19 protein-coding genes are annotated in these 20,550 nt (G+C 60.5%); 11 read left to right on the plus strand and 8 right to left on the minus strand.

The features are described 5' to 3' along the window. The first annotated feature begins 86 nt into the window (after nt 1–86). The 9 genes from QMK55_RS01595 (at nt 87) to QMK55_RS01635 (ending at nt 10,928) form a co-directional block, all read left to right on the plus strand. A complete protein-coding gene (locus QMK55_RS01595; protein ID WP_102357189.1) occupies nt 87–581 on the plus strand; it encodes an Hcp family type VI secretion system effector in 495 nt (164 codons plus the stop codon). A 15-nt stretch (nt 582–596) separates the two neighbouring features. Continuing rightward, nucleotides 597–1,040, plus strand: a complete 444-nt coding sequence (tssE, locus tag QMK55_RS01600; RefSeq protein WP_102357190.1) for a type VI secretion system baseplate subunit TssE — start codon at nt 597–599, stop codon at nt 1,038–1,040. Beyond that, nucleotides 1,024–2,817 (plus strand): type VI secretion system baseplate subunit TssF, encoded by a 1,794-nt coding sequence (tssF, locus tag QMK55_RS01605; protein ID WP_320328515.1) that lies wholly within the window; start codon nt 1,024–1,026, stop codon nt 2,815–2,817. Before tssE ends, tssF begins: the two co-directional genes overlap by 17 nt. Further along, on the plus strand, nt 2,781–3,806 hold the full coding sequence (gene tssG / locus QMK55_RS01610) for a type VI secretion system baseplate subunit TssG (RefSeq protein WP_320328516.1): 1,026 nt from the start codon (nt 2,781–2,783) through the stop codon (nt 3,804–3,806). The genes tssF and tssG overlap by 37 nt, the downstream gene beginning before the upstream one ends. Before the next feature lies 1 nt (nt 3,807). Then, entirely contained in the window at nt 3,808–6,348 is a 2,541-nt protein-coding gene (gene tssH, locus QMK55_RS01615; RefSeq protein WP_320328517.1) for a type VI secretion system ATPase TssH, read from the plus strand. Nucleotides 6,349–6,378: 30 nt separating this feature from the next. After that, nucleotides 6,379–7,341, plus strand: coding sequence for a hypothetical protein (locus QMK55_RS01620; protein ID WP_102357197.1), 963 nt, complete (start codon nt 6,379–6,381; stop codon nt 7,339–7,341). Nucleotides 7,342–7,398: 57 nt separating this feature from the next. Further along, nucleotides 7,399–8,280 (plus strand): F-box protein, encoded by an 882-nt coding sequence (locus tag QMK55_RS01625; RefSeq protein WP_102357198.1) that lies wholly within the window; start codon nt 7,399–7,401, stop codon nt 8,278–8,280. Nucleotides 8,281–8,363: 83 nt separating this feature from the next. Further along, nucleotides 8,364–10,373, plus strand: coding sequence for a type VI secretion system tip protein VgrG (tssI, locus tag QMK55_RS01630; RefSeq protein WP_102357200.1), 2,010 nt, complete (start codon nt 8,364–8,366; stop codon nt 10,371–10,373). Nucleotides 10,374–10,385: 12 nt separating this feature from the next. Next, on the plus strand, nt 10,386–10,928 hold the full coding sequence (locus QMK55_RS01635) for a toxin-antitoxin system YwqK family antitoxin (RefSeq protein WP_320328518.1): 543 nt from the start codon (nt 10,386–10,388) through the stop codon (nt 10,926–10,928). Between the two features lie 115 nt (nt 10,929–11,043). Here QMK55_RS01635 and QMK55_RS01640 read toward each other — a convergent pair whose 3' ends face one another. Next, entirely contained in the window at nt 11,044–11,439 is a 396-nt protein-coding gene (locus tag QMK55_RS01640) for a DUF4280 domain-containing protein (RefSeq protein WP_025111444.1), read from the minus strand. Between the two features lie 190 nt (nt 11,440–11,629). Between QMK55_RS01640 and QMK55_RS01645 the strand changes: the two genes are divergently transcribed. Both QMK55_RS01645 and QMK55_RS01650 read left to right on the plus strand, forming a co-directional pair. After that, on the plus strand, nt 11,630–12,697 hold the full coding sequence (locus QMK55_RS01645) for a phosphotransferase family protein (protein WP_102357203.1): 1,068 nt from the start codon (nt 11,630–11,632) through the stop codon (nt 12,695–12,697). A 22-nt stretch (nt 12,698–12,719) separates the two neighbouring features. Then, nucleotides 12,720–13,487 carry an SDR family oxidoreductase gene (locus tag QMK55_RS01650; RefSeq protein ID WP_007965755.1) on the plus strand — a complete coding sequence of 256 codons (768 nt, stop codon included), beginning with the start codon at nt 12,720–12,722 and terminating at the stop codon, nt 13,485–13,487. Nucleotides 13,488–13,667: 180 nt separating this feature from the next. Here the strand turns inward: QMK55_RS01650 and QMK55_RS01655 are convergent, their stop codons facing one another. The 7 genes from QMK55_RS01655 to QMK55_RS01685 all read right to left on the minus strand — a co-directional run bounded on the left by QMK55_RS01655 (nt 13,668) and on the right by QMK55_RS01685 (nt 20,445). Next, nucleotides 13,668–13,913 (minus strand): hypothetical protein, encoded by a 246-nt coding sequence (locus QMK55_RS01655; RefSeq protein ID WP_320328519.1) that lies wholly within the window; start codon nt 13,911–13,913, stop codon nt 13,668–13,670. Between the two features lie 48 nt (nt 13,914–13,961). Continuing rightward, a complete protein-coding gene (locus QMK55_RS01660) occupies nt 13,962–14,183 on the minus strand; it encodes a hypothetical protein (RefSeq protein ID WP_146011302.1) in 222 nt (73 codons plus the stop codon). A gap of 610 nt (nt 14,184–14,793) precedes the next feature. Beyond that, the gene (locus QMK55_RS01665; protein WP_320328520.1) at nt 14,794–15,051 is read right to left on the minus strand and encodes a DUF1652 domain-containing protein; all 258 of its coding nucleotides are present in this window, start codon (nt 15,049–15,051) and stop codon (nt 14,794–14,796) included. A 135-nt stretch (nt 15,052–15,186) separates the two neighbouring features. Then, the gene (locus tag QMK55_RS01670) at nt 15,187–16,683 is read right to left on the minus strand and encodes a helix-turn-helix transcriptional regulator (RefSeq protein WP_102357206.1); all 1,497 of its coding nucleotides are present in this window, start codon (nt 16,681–16,683) and stop codon (nt 15,187–15,189) included. Nucleotides 16,684–16,867: 184 nt separating this feature from the next. Then, nucleotides 16,868–17,761: a LysR substrate-binding domain-containing protein gene (locus QMK55_RS01675; RefSeq protein ID WP_320328521.1), complete on the minus strand. Its 894-nt coding sequence runs from the start codon at nt 17,759–17,761 to the stop codon at nt 16,868–16,870. A gap of 6 nt (nt 17,762–17,767) precedes the next feature. Further along, the gene (locus tag QMK55_RS01680) at nt 17,768–19,981 is read right to left on the minus strand and encodes a xanthine dehydrogenase family protein molybdopterin-binding subunit (RefSeq protein WP_320328522.1); all 2,214 of its coding nucleotides are present in this window, start codon (nt 19,979–19,981) and stop codon (nt 17,768–17,770) included. Then, on the minus strand, nt 19,981–20,445 hold the full coding sequence (locus QMK55_RS01685; protein ID WP_320328523.1) for a (2Fe-2S)-binding protein: 465 nt from the start codon (nt 20,443–20,445) through the stop codon (nt 19,981–19,983). The genes QMK55_RS01680 and QMK55_RS01685 overlap by 1 nt, the downstream gene beginning before the upstream one ends. Between the last annotated feature and the right edge of the window lie 105 nt (nt 20,446–20,550).

The raw sequence follows: 20,550 nt of genomic DNA on the forward strand, positions 1-20,550 counted from the left end.
CAGCCCATCGGGGATAAATCCCCTCGCCACAGGTTCAGTGCTCAGCTCATTTGCCAAATGTGAATTTTCTTCAGGAGTTTCAAGCGATGGATGCAATCATTCTCGACCTCGGCGGCGACATCAAAGGTGACAGCCTGCTCGAGGGTTACACGGACAAGATCGAAGTCATGTCCTACAGCCACAATGTGGCGATGCAGGTGACCAACGACGTCAGCAACTCGGAACGGACCTCCGGCAAACCTCACGTCGGCGAGTTCACCCTGACCAAGTTCGTTGACAGTTCCACGCCGTCGCTCAATGGCTACTGCTGCGCCGGCAAACCGATCCCCGAAGCCAAGATCACCATCGGCCGCAACGCCGCCGAGGGCAGCGGGCAACTGATGCCGTTCATCATCTACACCCTGACCAACGTGGTGCTGTCGAACGTCAGTGTCAGCGGTGGCACCGGCGGCAAACCGGTGGAAACCATTTCCCTGAACTTCACCAAGATCAAATGGGAACTTACCGCACAGAAAGACGACGGCACCAAGGAAGGTACGGCCGCCTCGACCTGGGACATGGCTGCCAACAAGTCAGCCTGACCGGACGCATAGGCCATGGCCGGCACTGGCATTCTCCCGCCGCTGTTCGAACGCCTCGCGTCCAGCGAGGCGCAGGGGGCGCGGGAATTCAATCGGCAGGATCTGCTCGACTCGGTGCACGCCGAGCTCGGGCGCCTGTTCAACACCCGCCGTGGCCCGCGCACGTTGACCGAACCACCCAGCGTGATCGACTACGGCATCGCTGACTGGAGCGCATTGCAACAGCAGCGCAGCGATGACCGTCGGCGGCTGGCGCGGGATATCCGCGAAGCCGTCACCCATTTCGAACCACGCCTGAAACTGGGCGAGGTCCAGGTCAATGCCCTTCCCGAGCATCCGCAACAACTGAGCATTCGCCTGGTCGGCGAACTGCGCAGCGGCCTGCAATACTGGCCCGTGGCGTTTGTCATCGAGCCTGGTGGTGAGGGGCTGGAGGTGCGCCATGAGCGACTCGATTGACCCGCAACTGCTCGACTATTACCAGCGCGAACTGACTTGGTTGCGCCACGCCGGCAGCCAGTTTGCCGAGCGCTACCCGAAGGTCGCGCGACGTCTGGAACTGTCACCCGGCGAGTGTCCGGATCCGCATGTCGAACGCTTGCTCGAAGGCTTTGCCCTGCTCGCCGCACGCCTGCAACGCCGACTCGACGACGACTACGCCGAATTCAGCGATGCCTTGCTCGAACAGCTTTATCCGCTGGCGGTGCGGCCGCTGCCGTCCTGCGCCATCGTCCAGTTCGAACCGGACCCGAGCAAAGGCAACCTCGACGGCGGCTATCCACTGCCCCGCGACACACCGCTGTTCGTCACCACCAGCAAAGGTGAGAGCATTCACTTTCGCACCTCGGCCGCTGTGCATTTGTGGCCGATCGAGGTGAGCGAAGCGTTGCTGCTTGGCAGCGATGAGGCGCAAGCGTTGACCGGTGTGGCGCAATCGCGTTCGGCATTGCGCCTGAGCCTGCGTTGCCTTGGTGAGAGCCAATGGTCAGCACTTGGCATCGAGCACCTGCGCATTCATCTGGCGGCATCGCCGGTGATCAACGCCGGCCTGTATGACCTGCTTGGAGCACATGCGGTGCAAGTGCTGGCCGGCTCGCCCGGGAGCATTCCGACGCCGGTGAAAGGCTTGCCGAAGATCGTCGGTTTCAGCGATGACGAAGTGCTGCTGCCCGACGAGGACGGCGTGCACCCGGGCATGCGCCTGCTGGCGGAATACTTTGCCTTCCCGGACAAGTTTCATTTCTTCGATCTGCCATTGAGCGGCGTTTCCAGCGACAGCCGGACGCTGTACCTGTACATCGTTTTCGACCGCGCCCCGACCAGTCGTGTGCATTTGCAGGCCAGTGACATCGCACTCGGCTGCGCTCCGGCGATCAATCTGTTCCCGCGTACCTCCGAACCGCTGCGCCCGGATGGCACCCGCAGCGAGTACCGGCTGATCGCCGACAGCCACCGCGAAAACAGCGTCGAGATCCACAGCATTCGCGTCATGCGCGCCAGTTCCAGCGCCGGGGTGCAGCGGCTGCCGGCGTATTACGGCAGCCAGCACAGCGGCGGCGATCAACAGTGTTACTGGCACGCACGAAGGGTCAGCGGCATGACCCCGAACCGGCTCGGCAGTGACCTGTTGGTGAGTGTAGTCGACACCCGTTTCGAACCGCAGACCGACCTGCCCGACTACAGCCTCACCGCCGAACTGTTGTGCACCAATCGACATTTGGCGCAAAGCCTGCTGGCCGGCACGCCGCTGGGTTTCGAACGGCCCGGGCCGGTGGCCTGGGCGCGGCTGCGCAATCCACCGAGCCCACAGAGTCTGCCGCGCCTGGACGGTGACTCACGCTGGCGGCTGGTGTCGCAACTGACCCTCAATCACTTGTCGCTGGTCGAAGGCCCGCAGGCACTCGACGCATTGAAAGAGATTCTGCACCTGCACAACCTGCGCGACGAGGCCAGCGCCCTGCGGCAGATCGAGGGGCTGTTGAGCCTGCGTTGCGAACGGGTGATCGGCCATGTCGGCGCCGACGCCTGGCGCGGTTGGCGCAATGGCCTGGAGGTGCAGTTGCAGCTTGATCCACAGCACTTCGTCGGCAGCAGCGCGGTGTTGTTTTCTGCAGTGCTGGCACAGTTCTTTTCGGTGTACGCCACGGCCAATCGCTTTGTGCGCACGGTGTTGATGCAGGCCGACAAGGAGGTCAAGGCATGGCAACCCCAAGCCGGCATGCCCCTGTCGCTCTGAGCCTGAGCCAACGACTGCGCCGCGATCCGCAGGCGTTCGAATGGCTGCAGGCGTTGCTGCTGCTCGAGCGCGAGCAACCGCAGGCCGAATCCCTGGGCAGCGGCACCTCGCCCCAGGCCGAAGCGCTGAAATTGCGCGGACCGCTGACGCCGCTGTTCCCCACCAGTCAGATCGAAAACCTGCACGAAGAACCCGGCCAGCCGCTGACCCTCGACACCCCGATGTTCGGCCTCGGCGGTCCCGACGGCCCGCTGCCCTACGCCTATCAGGAATGGCTGCAACAACGGGCACGCGCCAAGGATCACGCGCCGGCCGCGTTCCTCGATCTGTTCCAGCATCGACTGCTCAGCCTGCTCTACAAGGTCATGCGCAAACACCGCGTAGCCTTGGGTTTTGTCTCGCCGAGGGCTTCGCCGGTACAGGCGCAACTGCGTGCGTTGACCGGTTTGTTGCCCAAGGCCTTGCAGGAGCGCCAGGCGGTTCCCGACTGCGCGGTGCTGGCTTGCACCGCATTGTTCGCCGATGGCCGGCGCTCACTGGCCGGGTTCGCGGCGATTGTCCGTGAGCAGTTCGCCGTGCCGGTGGAACTGAGTGCCTATGAAGGCGCCTGGCGCGAAATTCCGCTGGCCAGTCGCAGCGTGATCAAGCCCGGCGGGCGCAACCTGCAACTGGGTCGCACAGCGGTGGCCGGCAGTCGGGTATGGGATGAACACGCCGGTATCCGCCTGACCCTCGGCCCGCTGCCCTCGGCGCGGGCCGCGAATTTTCTGCCGGACGGCGAGACCCACCCGGCATTGGCCAGCCTCGCGGCGTTGTACTTCGGCCCGGATCTGGACGTCACGCTGGTGCTGCTGATACGCGGCGCCGGGCCAATGAAACTCGGGCGTCAGACGCCGGCCCTGCTCAGTTGGAACGGCGGTTTGCAGCGTCAGGCCAGCCTCGCGGTGCAGCGCATCGAAACCCGTCTTCGTCAGCTGGAGATCACCTGAAATGGAACTGGCCAGCCTGATTGGACGCCTCAACCCGGACAACCGCCGCGCCCTCGAACGCGCCGCCCAGCGTTGTCTGCAACGCGGGCATCACTTTGTCGAGATCGAACACCTGTTGCTGGAACTGCTCGACATCGAGGGCGGGGACTTTGCTTTTCTGCTGCCGCGTTTCGGTCTGGAACGCGATGCGCTGACGGCGGAGATCAACAAGGCGCTGGACCTGTTCAAGGCTGGCAGCACGCGCACGCCGGCGTTGTCCTCGCACACGCTGGGGTTGCTGGAAGATGCGGTGGTGCAGGCCAGCGTGCTGGGGCTCGACAGTATTCGTTCCGGGCTTTTGCTGCTGGCGTTGATCGACCGCGATGAGCGCCGCAGTCTGTTGCTCAACAGTGCTTCGTCGTTGCTGCGGATTCCAAAAGAAGCACTACGGGCCAATCTGCTGGAGTGGACGGAAAACTCTCGCGAACATGTCGGCCCGCGTTCCGTGTCCTCTGGAAATCCCGTGCCACGGCAGGACTCGGTGCTGGATCAGTACACTCAGGATCTGACTGCCGACGCCCACGCCGGGCGCATTGATCCGATTGTTGGTCGTGATGGCGAAATCCGTCAGTGCATCGACATTCTTCTTCGGCGCCGGCAGAACAATCCGATTCTGGTTGGCGCACCCGGCGTCGGCAAAACCGCTGTGGTCGAAGGCTTGGCCCTGCGCATCGCCGCCGGGGACGTGCCGCCGTCGTTGCAAGAAGTCAGTCTGCGCGTGCTCGACCTCGGTCTGTTGCAGGCTGGCGCCGGGGTCAAAGGTGAATTCGAACAGCGTTTGAAAGGCGTGATCGACGCGGTACGCAGCGCCGACAAACCGATCATCTTGTTCATCGACGAGGCCCATACGCTGATCGGCGCTGGCGGTGCCGAGGGTGGCAGCGATGCGGCCAACCTGCTCAAGCCAGCGCTGGCCCGAGGCGAGTTGCGCACCCTCGCCGCCACGACCTGGATGGAATACAAGAAATACTTCGAGAAAGACCCGGCCCTCGCCCGCCGCTTCCAACTGGTGCAGGTCGAAGAGCCGGACGAAATCACCGCCGTGGAAATGCTCCGTGGCGTCGCCGCCAAACTGGAACAGCACCATGGCGTGCAGGTGCTCGACGCCGCGATCCATGAGGCGGTAAAACTCTCGCACCGCTACATCTCCGGTCGCCAGTTGCCGGACAAAGCCATCAGCGTCCTCGATACCGCGTGCGCCCGGGTCGCCCTCGGCCAGCACGACGTTCCGCCACCACTGGAGAGCCTGCGTCACCGGCAAAACAGCCTCAAGGATGAAGTCGAGCGTTTGCGGCGTGAGCAAGCCACGGGGCTGGATCACCGTGAGCGCATTACCCTGCTGGAAACCGAATCTGGCGGCAACGTTCAAGCCATCCGCGAACTGGAAACCCGTTGGGGTGAAGAGCGTGTAGCCGTGCGCGAACTGCTCGACACTCGTCGAGAGTTGCTCGACTTGAGTGAGCGCGCCGACAGTGACAAACCCGATGAAGCGACTGACAGTCGCATCGATCATCTGGCCGCTGAGTTGCTGCGCCTTGAGGCGGGACTGGATGCGATCCGCCAAGACGATCCGCTGGTGCCCGAGCAAGTCGACACCAAAACCGTCGCCGCCGTCATTGCAGGCTGGACTGGCATCCCCGTCGGCAAAATGCTCGCTGACGAAGCCCACGCCGTGCGCACACTCGGCCAGCGCATGGGCCAACGGGTGATGGGCCAAAGCATCGCGCTGAACACCATCGCCCAGCGTTTGCAGGCTTATCGCGCCGGGCTCACCGATCCGCAAAAACCGGTCGGTGTGTTCCTGCTGGTCGGCCCCACCGGCGTCGGCAAAACCGAAACCGCGTATGCGCTAGCGGATGCTTTATATGGCGGCGAACGCAACCTGATCAGCATCAACCTCTCCGAATACCAGGAAGCGCACACCGTCAGCCAACTCAAAGGCGCGCCGCCCGGTTATGTCGGTTATGGCAGCGGCGGCGTGCTGACTGAAGCGGTCAGGCGCAAACCGTATTCGGTGGTGTTGCTGGATGAAATCGAAAAGGCGCACCCGGATGTGCTGGAAGCGTTTTACAACGTGTTCGACAAGGGCTTGATGGAGGACGGCACCGGGTTGGTGGTGGACTTCAAAAACACCGTGATGCTCGCCACCAGCAACGTCGGCGCGGAGCTTTTACTGGATACGCCCGTGGCGCAACTCGGCTCGGAAGCCTTCAACGAGGCCCTGCACAGAGTCCTCCTGCAAGCCTTCCGCCCGGCGTTTCTGGCGCGCATGACCGTGGTCGCCTATCGGCCGCTGGATGAAGCGACGCTGGAAGGAATTGTGCTGGCGAAGCTGGAGAAATTGCGCGGGCGCTATAAGGCTGCAACCGGCAAGCAGTTCGAGTTTGATTCGGGCATCGTCAAGGCGGTGCTCGCCAAGTGCAGCGCGGCGGGTGCGCGGGATGTCGAGAATGTGTTGATGACGCAGGTGACGGGGAAGTTGGCGGAGTGGGTGTTGGAATAACGCATCAACTTTAATACAAGGAGTTTTCAAATGGCAGACGTAAACCTTATTTGGAAAAATGAAACCTACAAAGTCTATCCACCGCCAGCAGCCACTTGTTTCACCTATATTGCAAAAACGACTATTGACGGAAAAATAGAATGTGAAACGTGCAAAGTAAACCATACCGTAGCGGCACCTTCAGCGCTTGCTGAAGGCAGTTACCTGAGAGCGCCCGAAATAATAAAAACCGCCGAACTCACAACCGCAGCCAGCGCCTGTAAAGAAATCGTGTTTGCCGCCTGGAATAAAAAAGCGCTATTAAATACGAAGCACGCAACTACCACTGGCATCGCCGCACCACAATCGATAATTAACGAATACGCACTCGCTCTAGCAAATGAAAAGCAGACCAGAACAAACATTCTCAGCCTGTTTGACAAAGAAACATTTGATGACGTGTGCAACAAAGGCCTAAGCGACTCAACCATCCCACTGACTACTTTTTGCCCAGCTCCAAATGACCAAACACTTTACTTCGCCCGCGCATTCTTTCACCTCATCAAAGACATAGAGTTGCCATCAGGCTGCTTCGCAGTAGGAAAGCTAAAAGGCGAGAACACCATAAAAATCGCTTTCTCCGGAAAAAAAGAAAACGCCGAGAGCTCGATTGACCAAACTACAGCCGCGAAAAATACCCTGCAACTATTTAGCGGTGGCGAGATATCACTATTACCGGCCGCCAATGACTTATGGTCAACTTTCGTCAACGAATTCAAAACACCCTCAGGCAAACCAGCGAAGCTGACCGTTAAAAACTGCGCCGAATCAAAACTGTTCGCGGACCGGGCATTTCAATATGACAGCGTGGTTGTCGTATGGTTGGGTTCTGATCTCATGCCGGAACACTACGCACTCAATAACAAAAGAAGCAAAGGCGATTTAATGCTCCCTTGCGACTCATGCAGAGGTTTTCTTGCACATCACCTCACTGATCGGGGACTCCATCACTGAGCCATATACATTTGGCTGACGGACCATAAGCACAGTTGCTTTTAGCAGGAAAGGACCATGGACATAACGGATCTTCATCAAAGTTTGATCATTGCAATCCTTGATTATCTGTCTGACATGGATCTGGCCAGAATAGCCCAGACAAGCAAGCGTTTCTACGCACTACGCTCAATAACGCTACTGTCCAACATCCAGTATATTTCCGACGCCACGCCGGTCACTCCTCGCGGAAAAACAGTAACCCCCATTACCGCATTACAGCACTCCGTGGCAGCCCACCTTACGCTTGAGCAATGTTTCGGAATCAGAGTATCACCCAGAACTTTCCAGCAAATTTTTTTATACCGAAACTCGGACAAAGACAATCTAACTACAAAAGAGAAAAAATCCACCGTACCCTCAACAGCACAGGGCCGATCAAGATTCAATCTTGAACACAACCAGATCACCCCATTTTGGACCGTGGAAAAAACAGCAGCCTGGATACTGGGCGGCATTTACTCCAGACTGCCATTCTTTCTAGTATCGCTCCCTACGAAGCAATCAAATTTTATCGAAGGCAATGTAAACCATCGAGCCTTGATTACCAGACCCGCCATTTACGCAAGAGAAATACTGCAAATCCTTTCCGCTGGATATACCGTAGACTTAGCAGCCCCCGAAGAAACACCGCACAAATTAAGAAACGCTGAAAACCATCAACTGATTATATTAAGACCTCCAAGAGCCCCCTATACAAACATTAGAAGCCGACTCATCCCAGACCTGTGGAACAGAAACAACAACACACTCGACAGCTTACTAATCACGTACAACGGCCAAGCATTAACTGCCGAAAACCTGAATCTTGTAATGCAGGAGCAGATTGACATGATCATGGACACCATCGATGAAGCAGCCATGCTGCTTGGCTCATTGAAGTATGGGCGCTGGGACTGAATACGGTAGTCTTTAAGCATTCAATACCCCCCCTATTATTCAAAAGATGAATTAACGCAGTATCTCCACTCAAGGATCGATCCATGCCCCGTGCCACCGACAGCAGCACCACGCTTGCCCTCACCGCCACCTCGCTGTCGGCGCTGTTCCCTGAGTCGCTCTGCGGCGACGAAGCCCTTAACGTGCTCGCTTCGCAAACCCTCAACGGCCTCAACGACGGTACCTCGCTCACCCTCACCAGCGCCGTCGCCAGCCACGTCACGACAACTTTTCACAACGACTCTGTGATGCGTCCGCTCGATGCCTTGGTCGCCGAGATCCGCCAACTCCCCACCGACGCCACCGCCGAGCGCTATCAGTTGTTGCTAAGACCCTGGCTCTGGTGGCTGACCCTGGCCAGCAACAACCGCGTGTTCCAGAACCTCGCCACGTCGGACATCGTCACCACAATCTTCAAGGCCCACGGTTTCACCGATTTCAAACTCTCGCTGACCGGCAGCTACACGCCCCGCGAATACTGCGTGCAGTATGGCGAAACCGATTTTGCTTTTGTCTCGCGGCTGCTGGAAGAGGAAGGCATCTTCTGGTTTTTCACCCACGAGGACGGCAAGCACACGCTGGTGCTGGGTGACAGCAACGATGCTTTCGTACAGATCCCCAACGGGCCGAAGGTCAAATATCTGGGCCAGCAAATGGGCGAGCGTGAGTTGCATGGCATCCGCTCAGGCCAGGTGTGTGTGCAAGCCGTGGCCGGCGTGTACAAGGCGACGGATTACGAATTCACCACGCCGACCACCTCGCTCTATGGCCAGGCCGAAGCGGTGGCCGGGCCGCGTTCGATCTATGAGCATCCCGGCGGTTACAACGCCAAGGCTCGCGGCGATATGTTGACCAAGCAACGCGTCGACGGTTTGCGCAGTGAGGAAAAACGCTTTGTCGGCGAGAGCGACTGCCGCTGGCTGATTCCGGGCCATTGGTTCACCCTCGACGGCCACGAAGACGCAAGCCTGAACATCGATTGGGTCGTCACGCGGGTGACCCACGACGCCAGTCATGAAAGCTATCGCAACCGCTTCGAAGCAATCCCCAAAGCCACACCCTTTCGCCCGCAACGCCTCACGCCCAAACCGCGCATGCATCCACAGACCGCCATCGTCGTCGGCAAGTCCGGCGAAGAAATCTGGACCGACGAATACGGGCGGATCAAGTTGCAATTCCCCTGGGATCGCGATGGCAAGAACGATGAGAGCAGTTCCTGCTGGGTGCGCGTGGTGTTGCCCTGGAGCGGCAAGGGGTTTGGCATGCAGTTCGTGCCGCGTATCGGTCAGGAAGTCATCGTGACCTTTATCGACGGCGATCCGGATCGGCCACTGGTGACCGGTTGCGTGTACAACGGCGACAACGCCCTGCCCTACGCGCTGCCGGCCAATCAGACCCAATCGGGGATCAAGACTCAATCGTCCAAGGGTGGTGGCGGTTTCAACGAGCTGCGCTTCGAGGACAAGAAGGACGCTGAAGAGGTTTTTTTGCAGGCGCAGAAAGATCTGAAGATCAACGTACTGAACGACACCACCGCCACCGTCGGTCACGACGAAACCCTCACCGTGCAGAACGCCCGCACCCGCACGGTCAAGGACGGCGACGAGACCGTGACCCTGGAAAAGGGCAAACGCAGCGTGACGATTCAGACCGGCAGCGACAGCCTCGATGTGAAGGACAGCCGCACGGTAAAAGTCGGCGCCGACCAGAACCACAGCACTGGCGGCAACTACACCGACAAGGTCACCGGCGACTACAGCCTGACGGTAGACGGCAACCTGACGATCAAGGTCAGCGGCACCCTCACCCTGCAAAGCGGCGGCAGTTTCACCCTCAAGAGCGGTGCCGACCTGGCAACTTCGGCCAGCACCTCGATCACGCAAAAGGCCGGCACCGCGATGACCAATCAGGCCGGCACTTCGCTGGACAACAAGGCCGGAACGACGCTGACCAACGACGCTGGCATCAGCCTGACCAACAAGGGCGCGGCCTCGCAGACCGTGGACGGCGGCGGCATGCTGACCATCAAGGGTGGGCTGGTGCAGGTCAACTGACCGGGAGCAGGCATGGCGATCACACCGCTGGATTTGCAGCAGGATGACAAGCAACTCAAGGGACATCTGCAGGACGGCCAGCTCGATGGCGCGTTGCAGATCAAGGATGACGGGCGTCAGCAGGCCGATCTGAATTACCACCAGGGTGAGTTGCAGGGCATGTCGCTGCTCTATCACCCCAACGGCAAGGTCTCGGCGCAGATGCCGTTCGTGCACGACAAGCTGCAAGGGGTGGCGAGTTTCTATTCAGCCGAGGGCGGGTTGCAGCGCAAGGCCACGTATCGGCGCGGGTTGTTGCATGGCGAGGCGTTCAATTACTTTGCCGATGGACAGGTGGCCGAGGCTGAGTTTTATCGCGATGGCGTGCGTGAGGGGCGTTATCAGCGCTTCCATCCCAACGGCAAACCGGCAGCAGAAGCGCGGTATCTGAACGGCCAGTTGATGGAGCCTGAGCAAGGGTTTGCCGAGGATGGGCGGCCGCTGGGGGAGGATGGCAAGCCGATTTCCCGGGTGCGCTGGTGGTATCAGCGGTGGGCGGATCCGCAGCAGGCATGAAGCTTTCTGCAGGCTGGACCGACGCTATCGCGAGCAGGCTCACTCCTACAGGGTCAACATCGTACTTGTAGGAGTGAGCCTGCTCGCGATGAGGCCCGCACATTCAGTACAGTTCTCAGGGGATGAGCATCTGCATCTGCCCCGGCATCACGATCTTGATCACCCCCGCCCAGTTGCACATCAAGGTGCTGTTGGCATCGATCGCCGGCATGCCGCCCAATAACAGTGTCGGCGCGCCGCCGGGAATCCACGGCGTGGCGGTCGCCGGGATGCACGGCATCGGCGTCAGTACGCCCAGCGCCGCAGCCGTCGCTGCCGCCACCATCGGATTGGCCATGCTCATGCACACCCCGAACGGCAGGATATTGACCAGCGGTATGTGATCCATGATGTTCGCCGCCGGCATCCCGCCGGTCAGCGTGCGGTTGACCGGCAACACGTTGAGCACCGCCGGGGCGGCGCCGAAACTGCATTGCAGGGTGGCGCTGGCACAGACTTGCGGACAGCCCATTTCATAGCTCCTTGCTGGACACGGCATACCCGCTAAACCTTAGTCTGCCGTGGCCCGTCGCGCACATTCCCAAAGGTGATTATCCGGCAACACGCTAACCTATAAGACCGACCCGCGCTTGTGACCGTCCGAGCGCCCCATTAGATTAGCCAATGATGTCTGGCCTCCAAAATAAGCAGAAGGGATAAGCATGGCGCTTACTGACCAGTCCACCCGGATCCGCTCTGGCGAAGAACTCGATGCCAGCCTGATCGATCCGTACCTCAAGGCGCACATTCCGGGCCTGACCGGCTTGCCTGCGATCAGCCAGTTTCCCGGCGGTGCGTCGAACCTGACTTACCTTCTGGAATACCCGCAGCAGGAATTCGTTCTGCGCCGGCCGCCGTTCGGCCACAAGGCCAAGTCCGCCCACGACATGGGCCGCGAATTCCGCATCCTCAATCAGTTGCGCGACGGTTTCCCGTACTGCCCCAAAGCCTACGTGCACTGCACCGACGAGTCGGTGATCGGTGCCGAGTTCTACGTGATGGAACGCGTCAAGGGCATCATCCTGCGCTCCGACCTGCCGCCGGAACTGGGCCTCGATGCAGCGAAAACCGGAGCGCTGTGCAAGAGCTTCATCGAGCGTTTCGTCGAACTGCATCGAGTCGACTACAACGCCTGTGGCCTCGGCGATCTGGGCAAGCCGGAAGGCTACGTCGCCCGCCAGATCAAGGGCTGGAGCGAACGCTACGAAAAAGCCCTGACCCCGGATGCGCCGCATTGGGAAAAGGTCAAAGCCTGGCTCAACGACAAGATGCCGGCCGACCACCCGACCTCGAGCATCGTCCACAACGACTATCGCTTCGATAACGTGATCCTCGACCCGGACAACCCGATGCAGATCATCGGCGTGCTCGACTGGGAACTGACCACCCTCGGCGACCCGCTGATGGACCTGGGCAACACCCTCGCCTACTGGATCGAAGCCGGCGACCCGGCACCGGTGCAACTGATGCGCCGCCAGCCGAGCCACGCCCCGGGCATGCTGACCCGTCGCGAGTTCGTCGATTACTACGCCGAGCGTTCGGGCATCCAGATCGACAATTTCGACTTCTACTACACCTACGGCCTGTTCCGCCTGGCCGGCATCGTGCAGCAGATCTACTACCGCTTCTACCACGGCCAGACCCAGGACAAACGCTTCGCGCAGTTCATTCACATGAACAAACTGCTGGAGCACATGAGCCTGCAGGTCATTGCGAAATCGAGCCTCTGACGGCCCACACCAAGGAACCCCTATGTCCAAGACTCAGTTGTTCGACCTCGACGGCAAAATCGCTTTCGTCTCCGGCGCCAGCCGCGGCATCGGCGAAGCCATCGCCAAACTGCTGGCCCAGCAAGGTGCCCACGTGATCGTTTCGAGCCGCAAGCTCGAAGGCTGCCAGCACGTGGCCGACGCGATCATCGCGGCCGGCGGCAAAGCCACCGCCGTGGCCTGCCACATCGGTGAAATGGAACAGATCAGTCAGGTCTTCGCCGGGATCAAGGAACAGTTCGGACGTCTGGATATTCTGGTGAACAACGCGGCGACCAACCCGCAGTTCTGTAATGTGCTGGACACCGACCTCGGCGCGTTCCAGAAGACTGTCGATGTGAACATTCGTGGCTACTTCTTCATGTCGGTGGAAGCCGGCAAGCTGATGCGCGAAAACGGCGGCGGCAGCATCATCAACGTCGCGTCGATCAACGGTATTTCACCGGGCGTGTTCCAGGGCATCTACTCGGTGACCAAGGCAGCGGTGATCAACATGACCAAAGTGTTCGCCAAGGAGTGTGCGCAGTTCGGCATCCGCTGCAACGCCCTGTTGCCGGGCCTGACCGACACCAAGTTCGCTTCGGCACTGGTGAAAAATGACGCGATTCTCAAGCAGGCGCTGACGCAGATCCCGCTCAAGCGCGTGGCCGACCCGAGTGAAATGGCTGGCGCGGTGTTGTACCTGGCGAGCGACGCGTCGAGCTACACCACCGGGGTTTCACTGAATGTCGACGGTGGGTTCCTGTCCTGATTCAGCTGACAATCAATAACCCTGTGGGAGCGCGAAGGCGTCGATTCAGTCAACATTGATGCGGGATGTGCCGGCCCCTTCGTGAGCAAGCCCACTCCCACCCTTGATTTCGACCAGCCCCGAATCCTCCATCCACCACCAATCTACTGTGGGAGCGGGCTTGCTCGCGAATGCGGTGTGTCAGCCGACCGGTTTATTGACTGACACACCGCTTTCGCGAGCAAGCCCGCTCCCACATGGGTTGTATTTCAGGCATCGATGATCTTGGGCAACTGCCACCCAAAGTCTACCGACAACAACCGCAACGTCAGGCACTCGGGCCACGATGAACGCAATCACCATCACCCCGAGCAGATCGAGCTGAACGCGCATCGCCACAATCGCGCCTTCAACGGCCAAGACCGCGGTGCCGACCAGACCGGCCACCAGCACAATCCGCTCGACCCGAGCCCTCAACGCAAACGCCGCCCCACGCTACTGCGTGACACAGCGAGTGGTGGTGATATGCCGGGTGACCTGCTCGTCAACGTACATATCGCCAGACACCTGGGTATTTTCCAGGGTCTGACAGGTACGCACCGGCGGTGGTGGAGGCGCAGCAGGAGGCGGTGGCGGAGGACTGGCGCAGCCATTGAGCAGCGCGACGGAGAAAGCCAGCGACAACGGCAGATACACGCGTTTCCCAGAAGTATTCATAGGATGACCCGCGATAAATGGAAGAACCACTTCCGCAATCACGCACAACTGCAGCGGATGACAGAAGACCTGACCACTCATTCTTTATAGCCGACCACCCTGTAAGCGCCAGTGAAATGGAGGGGGATGGGGAAATGGGCTGTCGATTTTGCGGGGAAGGATCGGGTGGAATGAATTCAGGGGGAATGGGGTGATCGTGAGGCCGCTTTCGCGAGCAGGCTCGCTCCCACAGTTTTGATTTGTGTATACCCATGCGGCAAAGCCGCCCCACTCAAATGGCCGAGTGTCAGCTCGCCGAAAGCTCTTGATCTTGCCGTGCCGGCGACGTCGGAAGGCTGAGCGGAGGGATTGATCCGGGGGTGGGAGCGCAGCGACCGTTTGGCGAAGCCAAACACAGCGAGAGGAGGTGCAGCGAAGCAAACCGTAGGCGCTGCGCCCGGATCGATCCCGGAGCGAAGGGACCCCGAGCCCCAGCGAGCGGGCCGTACGTAGGAGCAAGCCTTTTTGGTTACTTTTCGGCGTCTGGAAAAAGTGACTCGCCGTCAGGGCGAAACCCTAAGCAGCCGTTACCGCAGCAACGGATCCACCCAAAAACCCAAAAACCCAAAACCTAAACCAAATCCGGATCCCGAGAAGACCGCAAAGAATTACTCTCCAACTCATACCGCAACTCATCCACCAACGCTGCCACCGCCTCCGGCGTACGCAACGCATCAAGCTTCAACCCACTGATCACCAGATCCACCTGCCCCGACCCCGGGTGATACAACTTCACCGTCAGCGAATGATCACCATCCACCAGACACTCACACGCCAGCGGCGAAAAACTCTGCTCCAGGCGTACGCGCAACTGCGCAAGATTCATCATGGAGGCTGTTCCTTTAGCGGCTTCGAAGGGAGCACGATCCCAAGCCAACAGGCTCGTATCGCACTCCACCAGACTAAGAACCGGCCCCGCGCACCAACACCTCCATTTGCACCGGTTCAACTAGTGCATTTGCACCTACCGCTGCCCCTTGCCACCCCGTTCACCCGAAAACAAACCCCGCTCCCGCGCCCAGACAATCGCCTCGCTACGGCTGTGCACATCGAGCTTGGAATACACCGTCGCCACATGATTGCGCACGGTGTTCGGCGCCAGCTTCAGCCTCGCCGCAATTTCCTTGTCAGCCAGCCCCTCACAGATCAACCCCAGTACATCACGCTCGCGCGCCGTCAGGTCGGTGAACGACACGCTGGGCAGTTGTGGCGAGTTGACCTTCTTCACATTGGCCAGTTTCTCAATCAGCGTACGGCTGAACCACGAAGCGTCTTTCATCACCTCTTCAATCGCCGCCACCAGCTCAAGCTCGGTGCGCTTGCGCTCGGTGATGTCCATCAGCACCAGCAGATAACACGGCGTGTCCTGAATATTCACGGTGTCGGCGGACACCGCGCACTCCAGCAGGTCCGCGTCCTTCTTGCGCACCTGCACATCGACCCGGTCCACCCGACCGTTTTTCGCCAGCGCGGTCAGCAACCGGGCGCGAGCACCGTCGTCATCGATGAAATTCAGCTGCGTCACGGTTTTACCGACGACGTCTTCGCTGTCGTAAGTCAGCGTGTCGAGGAACGCCTGGTTGACATCGATCACCTGCTGCTCGTCGGCGCTGCAGATCAGAATCGGCACCGGGGTCAGGCGGAACGCCTTGGCAAAGCGTTCTTCACTCTGGCGCAGCGCCACTTCGGCCTTGTGCCGCAGTTCCATGTCGACGAAGGAAAACAGCATGCAGTCCTCGTCATTGAGTTGCAGCGGTTGCCCGGCAACGATCACCTGCTTGCTGCCGCCATCGGGCAGACGCAGTTCGGCCTGCATCTGCGGGATGGTCGCGACGTCGCGCAGACGCTGAATCGCCAGATCCTTTTTCTCGGCCTGCTCAAAGATGTCGATTTCATAAGCCGAAGTGCCGATCACCTGATCGCGGGTGTAGCCAGTCATCTCCAGAAAACCGGGATTGACCTTGATGTAGCGCAAATCGCTGAGGCGGCAGATCACCGCCGGCGCCGGGTTGGCATTGAAGGTTTTCTCGAAGCGCTGCTCGGCGTTGGCCCAGTCGGTGACGTCGCTCATGATCAGCACCAGCGACTCCGGCTGCCCCTCGCGGTCAGTCAGCACCATGCTGCGAACGCTGTGCACCCAGACGCGTTCCGGGTCATTCACCGCGCACATTTCGATCAGTACGTCGCTGAACACTTCACAGCGGGCGACGCGGCTGATCGGGTAGTTATCCGGCGGCAGCAGGTGGTTGTTGCGATAACGCAGCGTGAAGCGCTTGGCGTACTCATCGGCGTTAGTGCCAAGCTCACCGATCCGACTGACGCCGTGCATGGCCAACGCCGCCTCATTGGCCCAGAGGATGCTCTGATCGAGCTCCAGCAGAATCACCCCGTCGGACAGCCCGGCGATGATCTGCTGCAACTGCCGACGATTGGTTTCGCGGGTCAGGACTTCCTGGCTCATTGGATCTCCACAGGGAATGCACGTGTGAAGATTACGACCGCAGCCGTGCGTGATCGTGCCGACCACTTCAACAACACCACAAATCCGTTGTAGGAGTGAGCCTGCTCGCGATAGCGGTGTGTCAGGCAACCCATATGTCAAATGACACACCGCATTCGCGAGCAAGCCCGCTCCCACAGGGGGATTAGCGTTGGCCTGAGGTTTCGACAAGTTCACGCAACGTATCGAGAAACAGCTTGAGCACCGGCGAAGCATCATCGGCGCGGTAAGTCGCGTACAGCGGCACTTCCGGCAGCGCCGGGGTCAGCTTGCGAAACACCAGCCCCGCCGGCGCCAACTGCTCGATCGAAGCCGGCAACAGCGCCACACCGAACCCGGCCCGTACCAGGCTGAGCAAGGTCTGCACCTCGATCACCTGTTGGCGAATCTGCGGGGTGAACCCGGCCTGAATGCAGCACTGATAGAGAAAATTGGCGAACCGCGACTGCTTCAGTTCCAGCGCGACAAACGGCTCGCGCGCCAGATCCGCCGGCGCCAGCAGCTCGCGGCCAGCCAATGGATGATCCGCCGGCATCACCACGTGAATCGGCTCATAGATCAGCAGTTCATTGCGCAACAGCGGTTCGTCATAACCGACGCGAAACACGCAGGCGTCGATACGCTTTTCCTTCAGCGCCTTGACCTGCGCCGCCGGGGTCATTTCGTGCAGCCGCCAGCTCACCTGCGGATAGCGCTCGCGAAACAGGTGCAAGGCCTTGGGCAGCACACCGACCATGACCGAGCTGATCATGCCGATTTCCAGCTCGCCGAGCTGCCCGCGCCCGGTCTGACGGGTCAGGTCCAGCGCCCGTTCGAGCTGCTCGAACACCAGCGGCGCCTGCTCCTTGAGCATCTGCCCCGCCGCTGTCAACTCGACCCGATGATGACTGCGCTCGAACAGCGGCGTGCCGAGTTCCTCTTCCAGCAGACGAATCTGCTGGCTCAGCGGCGGCTGGCAGATGTGCAGGCGCTCGGCGGCCCGGCCGAAATGCAGCTCGTCGGCCAAGGCCATGAAATAGCGCAGCAGGCGCAGGTCCATGGCGGCTTATCCCAGAGTCAGCGGTGTCGAACGCTGGCGCACGCCGGTCAGCGCGAACAAGGCATTGGCTATCGCCGGCGCCACCGACGGGCTGCCCAACTCGCCGACGCCACCGGGTTTGCCCGGTTCGCCGTCCAGCACCAGGATGTCCGTGGCTGGCATGTCCGACATCCGGGTCACGCGGTAGTCGTGGAAGTTGCTCTGCACCACCCTGCCCTGTTGGATGTCGAGCCGGTCGAACAACGCATGACCGAGGCCCCACATCAGGCCGCCGTAGATCTGTTCCTCGACGCCGCCGGGCGACACGGCCAGGCCGCAATCGACCACGCACGTCAGCTTCTCGACTTTCGGCTTGCCATCGACCGTCACAACCTGCGCCACCACCGCGATAAAACTGGTGTAACCCTGATTGGTCGCAATCCCCAGCGCGGTGCCCGGCGGCAACGGCTGGCCCCACCCGGCGCGCTCGGCAGCCTGTTTCAGCACCGCCACATGCCGTGGCCGCTCCTGCATGTTCGCCAGCCGGAACGCCAGCGGATCGGCGCCCGCCGCATGGGCCAGTTCATCCATGAAACTCTCCACGGCGAACACGTTGGGAATGAAGCTCACCGAGCGATACCAGCCGCTGGGCACGTGGCTTTCGTGCTTGACCCAGTTCAGTTCCAGATGCGGCGGACGGTAGGCGAAATCCCACGCGGTGATCGCTTCAGTGGTGCTGTAATCCATATGATCCGGGCGTTCGAAGTAACCCGGCTCCCACTGCTCCGGCGACGCTGGTGACACCGCATGCAGTTGCAGTGCGTTGAGTTGGCCCTGGGCGTCGAGCGCGCCTTTGACCCGGTGCAGCGTCGCCGGGTGATTGAACAGCGCGTGCATTTCGTCTTCGCGGCTGTTGAGCAACTTCACCGGCGCACCGCTTTGCTGCGCCAGATACGCCACTTCGAACAACCAGTATTTGGCCTCCCGCGCACCGAAGCTGCCGCCGGACACCAGCTCGTTGATGGTGACCTTGTCCTTGTCGATACCACACACGGTTTGCGCCGCTTCCAGCGCCGAGGACGGTACCTGCACGCCGCCCCAATAGATGATCGCCTGGTCCTTGACCTGCGCGGTGATGCAGATCGGTTCCAGCGGGTTCTGCACCTTGTAGGGCATGGTGTAATCGGCTTCGATCAGCTTCGTCGCCTGTAGCCATTGCGCGCCGACATCGCCATGAGTCATGGCCTTGATGGTTTGGCTTTTCGGATCGGAAATGGCGGCTGCTTGAGCCTTGGCCAGTTCCGTGCTGTCGAACCCGGCCAGCGGCGAATCACTCCACTTGATCTCCAGCACCTTGCGGCCCTGCTGCGCCGCCCAGAATGTATCGGCCAGCACCGCCACGCCTTCCAGATTGCCGCCGAGCACATCCGGCCGCCCCGGAATCGCAAGCACCTTGCGCACGCCCGGCACCTGCAACGCTGCCGCCGAATCGACGCTGATCACCTTCGCGCCGACTACCGGCGCCCGCTGAATCACCGCCACCAGCATCCCCGGCAACTGCACATCGATGCTGTACTTGAACCGCCCGCAAACCTTGGCCGCCGCGTCACGCTTGTGCCGCAGTTTGCCGATGTACTTGAACTGCGCCGGGTCTTTCAAGGTGACGTGGGTTGGCGCTGGCAGGTTTGCTGCGACACCCACCAGTTCGCCGTAACCAAGGCTGCGCTTGCTCGACGCTTGCAGCACCCGCCCGTCTTCGGTGGTGCAGGTGTCGGGGCTGACTTTCCACTGCTTCGCCGCTGCCGTGATCAACAGTGTTCGTGCTGTGGCACCTGCCATGCGCAAGCGATCGTATTCGAGGGAAACGCTGGTGCTGCCGCCGGTGGAAAAGACTTTCCAGATCGGGTGAATGTAGGTGTCGAAAAACGGATCCTCCGGGGTAATGACCTGCACGGTCATCGGGTTCACATCCAGTTCCTCGGCCACGCACGCGGCCAGCGCCGTTTGCGTACCGGTGCCGGAATCGTGTTTGTGCACCACCAGTTTCACCGTGCCGTCGGGAAAGATCCGCACCCAGGCGTTGGGCTCGAATTCGCTGGCCGGCGCCGGGGCTTTCGGGTCGGTGGCGGCAATGCCGGAAGGCAGATACAGGGCAATAGCCAGACCCGAAGCCACCGTCGCCGCTTGCTTGAGAAACACCCGGCGTGACGGTTCGATCAAGGTGTCGTCGCGCAGGCTCATCACGCCTCCTTCGGCGCATTTGCCGCGCGCTTGATCGCTTTGTTGATCCGACCGTATGTGCCGCAGCGGCAGATGTTGCCGGTCATCGCATTGCGGATCGAATCGTCGGTCACCGCCGCGCCGGTATTGAGCAGTGCCGCGGCGGACATGATCTGCCCGGATTGACAGTAGCCGCATTGCGGCACATCTTCGGCGACCCAGGCCAATTGCAGCGGATGGCTTTGCGTCGGCGACAAGCCTTCGATGGTAGTGATGCTGTGGCCCGCGACGGCGGCCAGCGGCAACTGGCAGGAACGCACCGCGACACCGTCCAGGTGCACGGTGCAGGCACCGCACAGGCCCATGCCGCAGCCGAATTTGGTGCCGGTGAGTTTCAGTTGATCACGCAGGACCCATAACAAGGGCATGGAGGGGGACGCTTTATCCAGCTCGCGTCGTTCGCCGTTAACCGTGAATGCAATCATTGTCAGGCTCCAAAAGAGCGGCCCGTCTTTGTGCGGGCCTGGTCACCGATTATTGGAACCTCGGGCAAAACGCGGCCAGCGACGATTTCTGCCAACCGCTGTAAG

It is taken from the genome of Pseudomonas sp. P8_229 (assembly GCF_034008635.1).
Lineage (GTDB): Bacteria > Pseudomonadota > Gammaproteobacteria > Pseudomonadales > Pseudomonadaceae > Aquipseudomonas.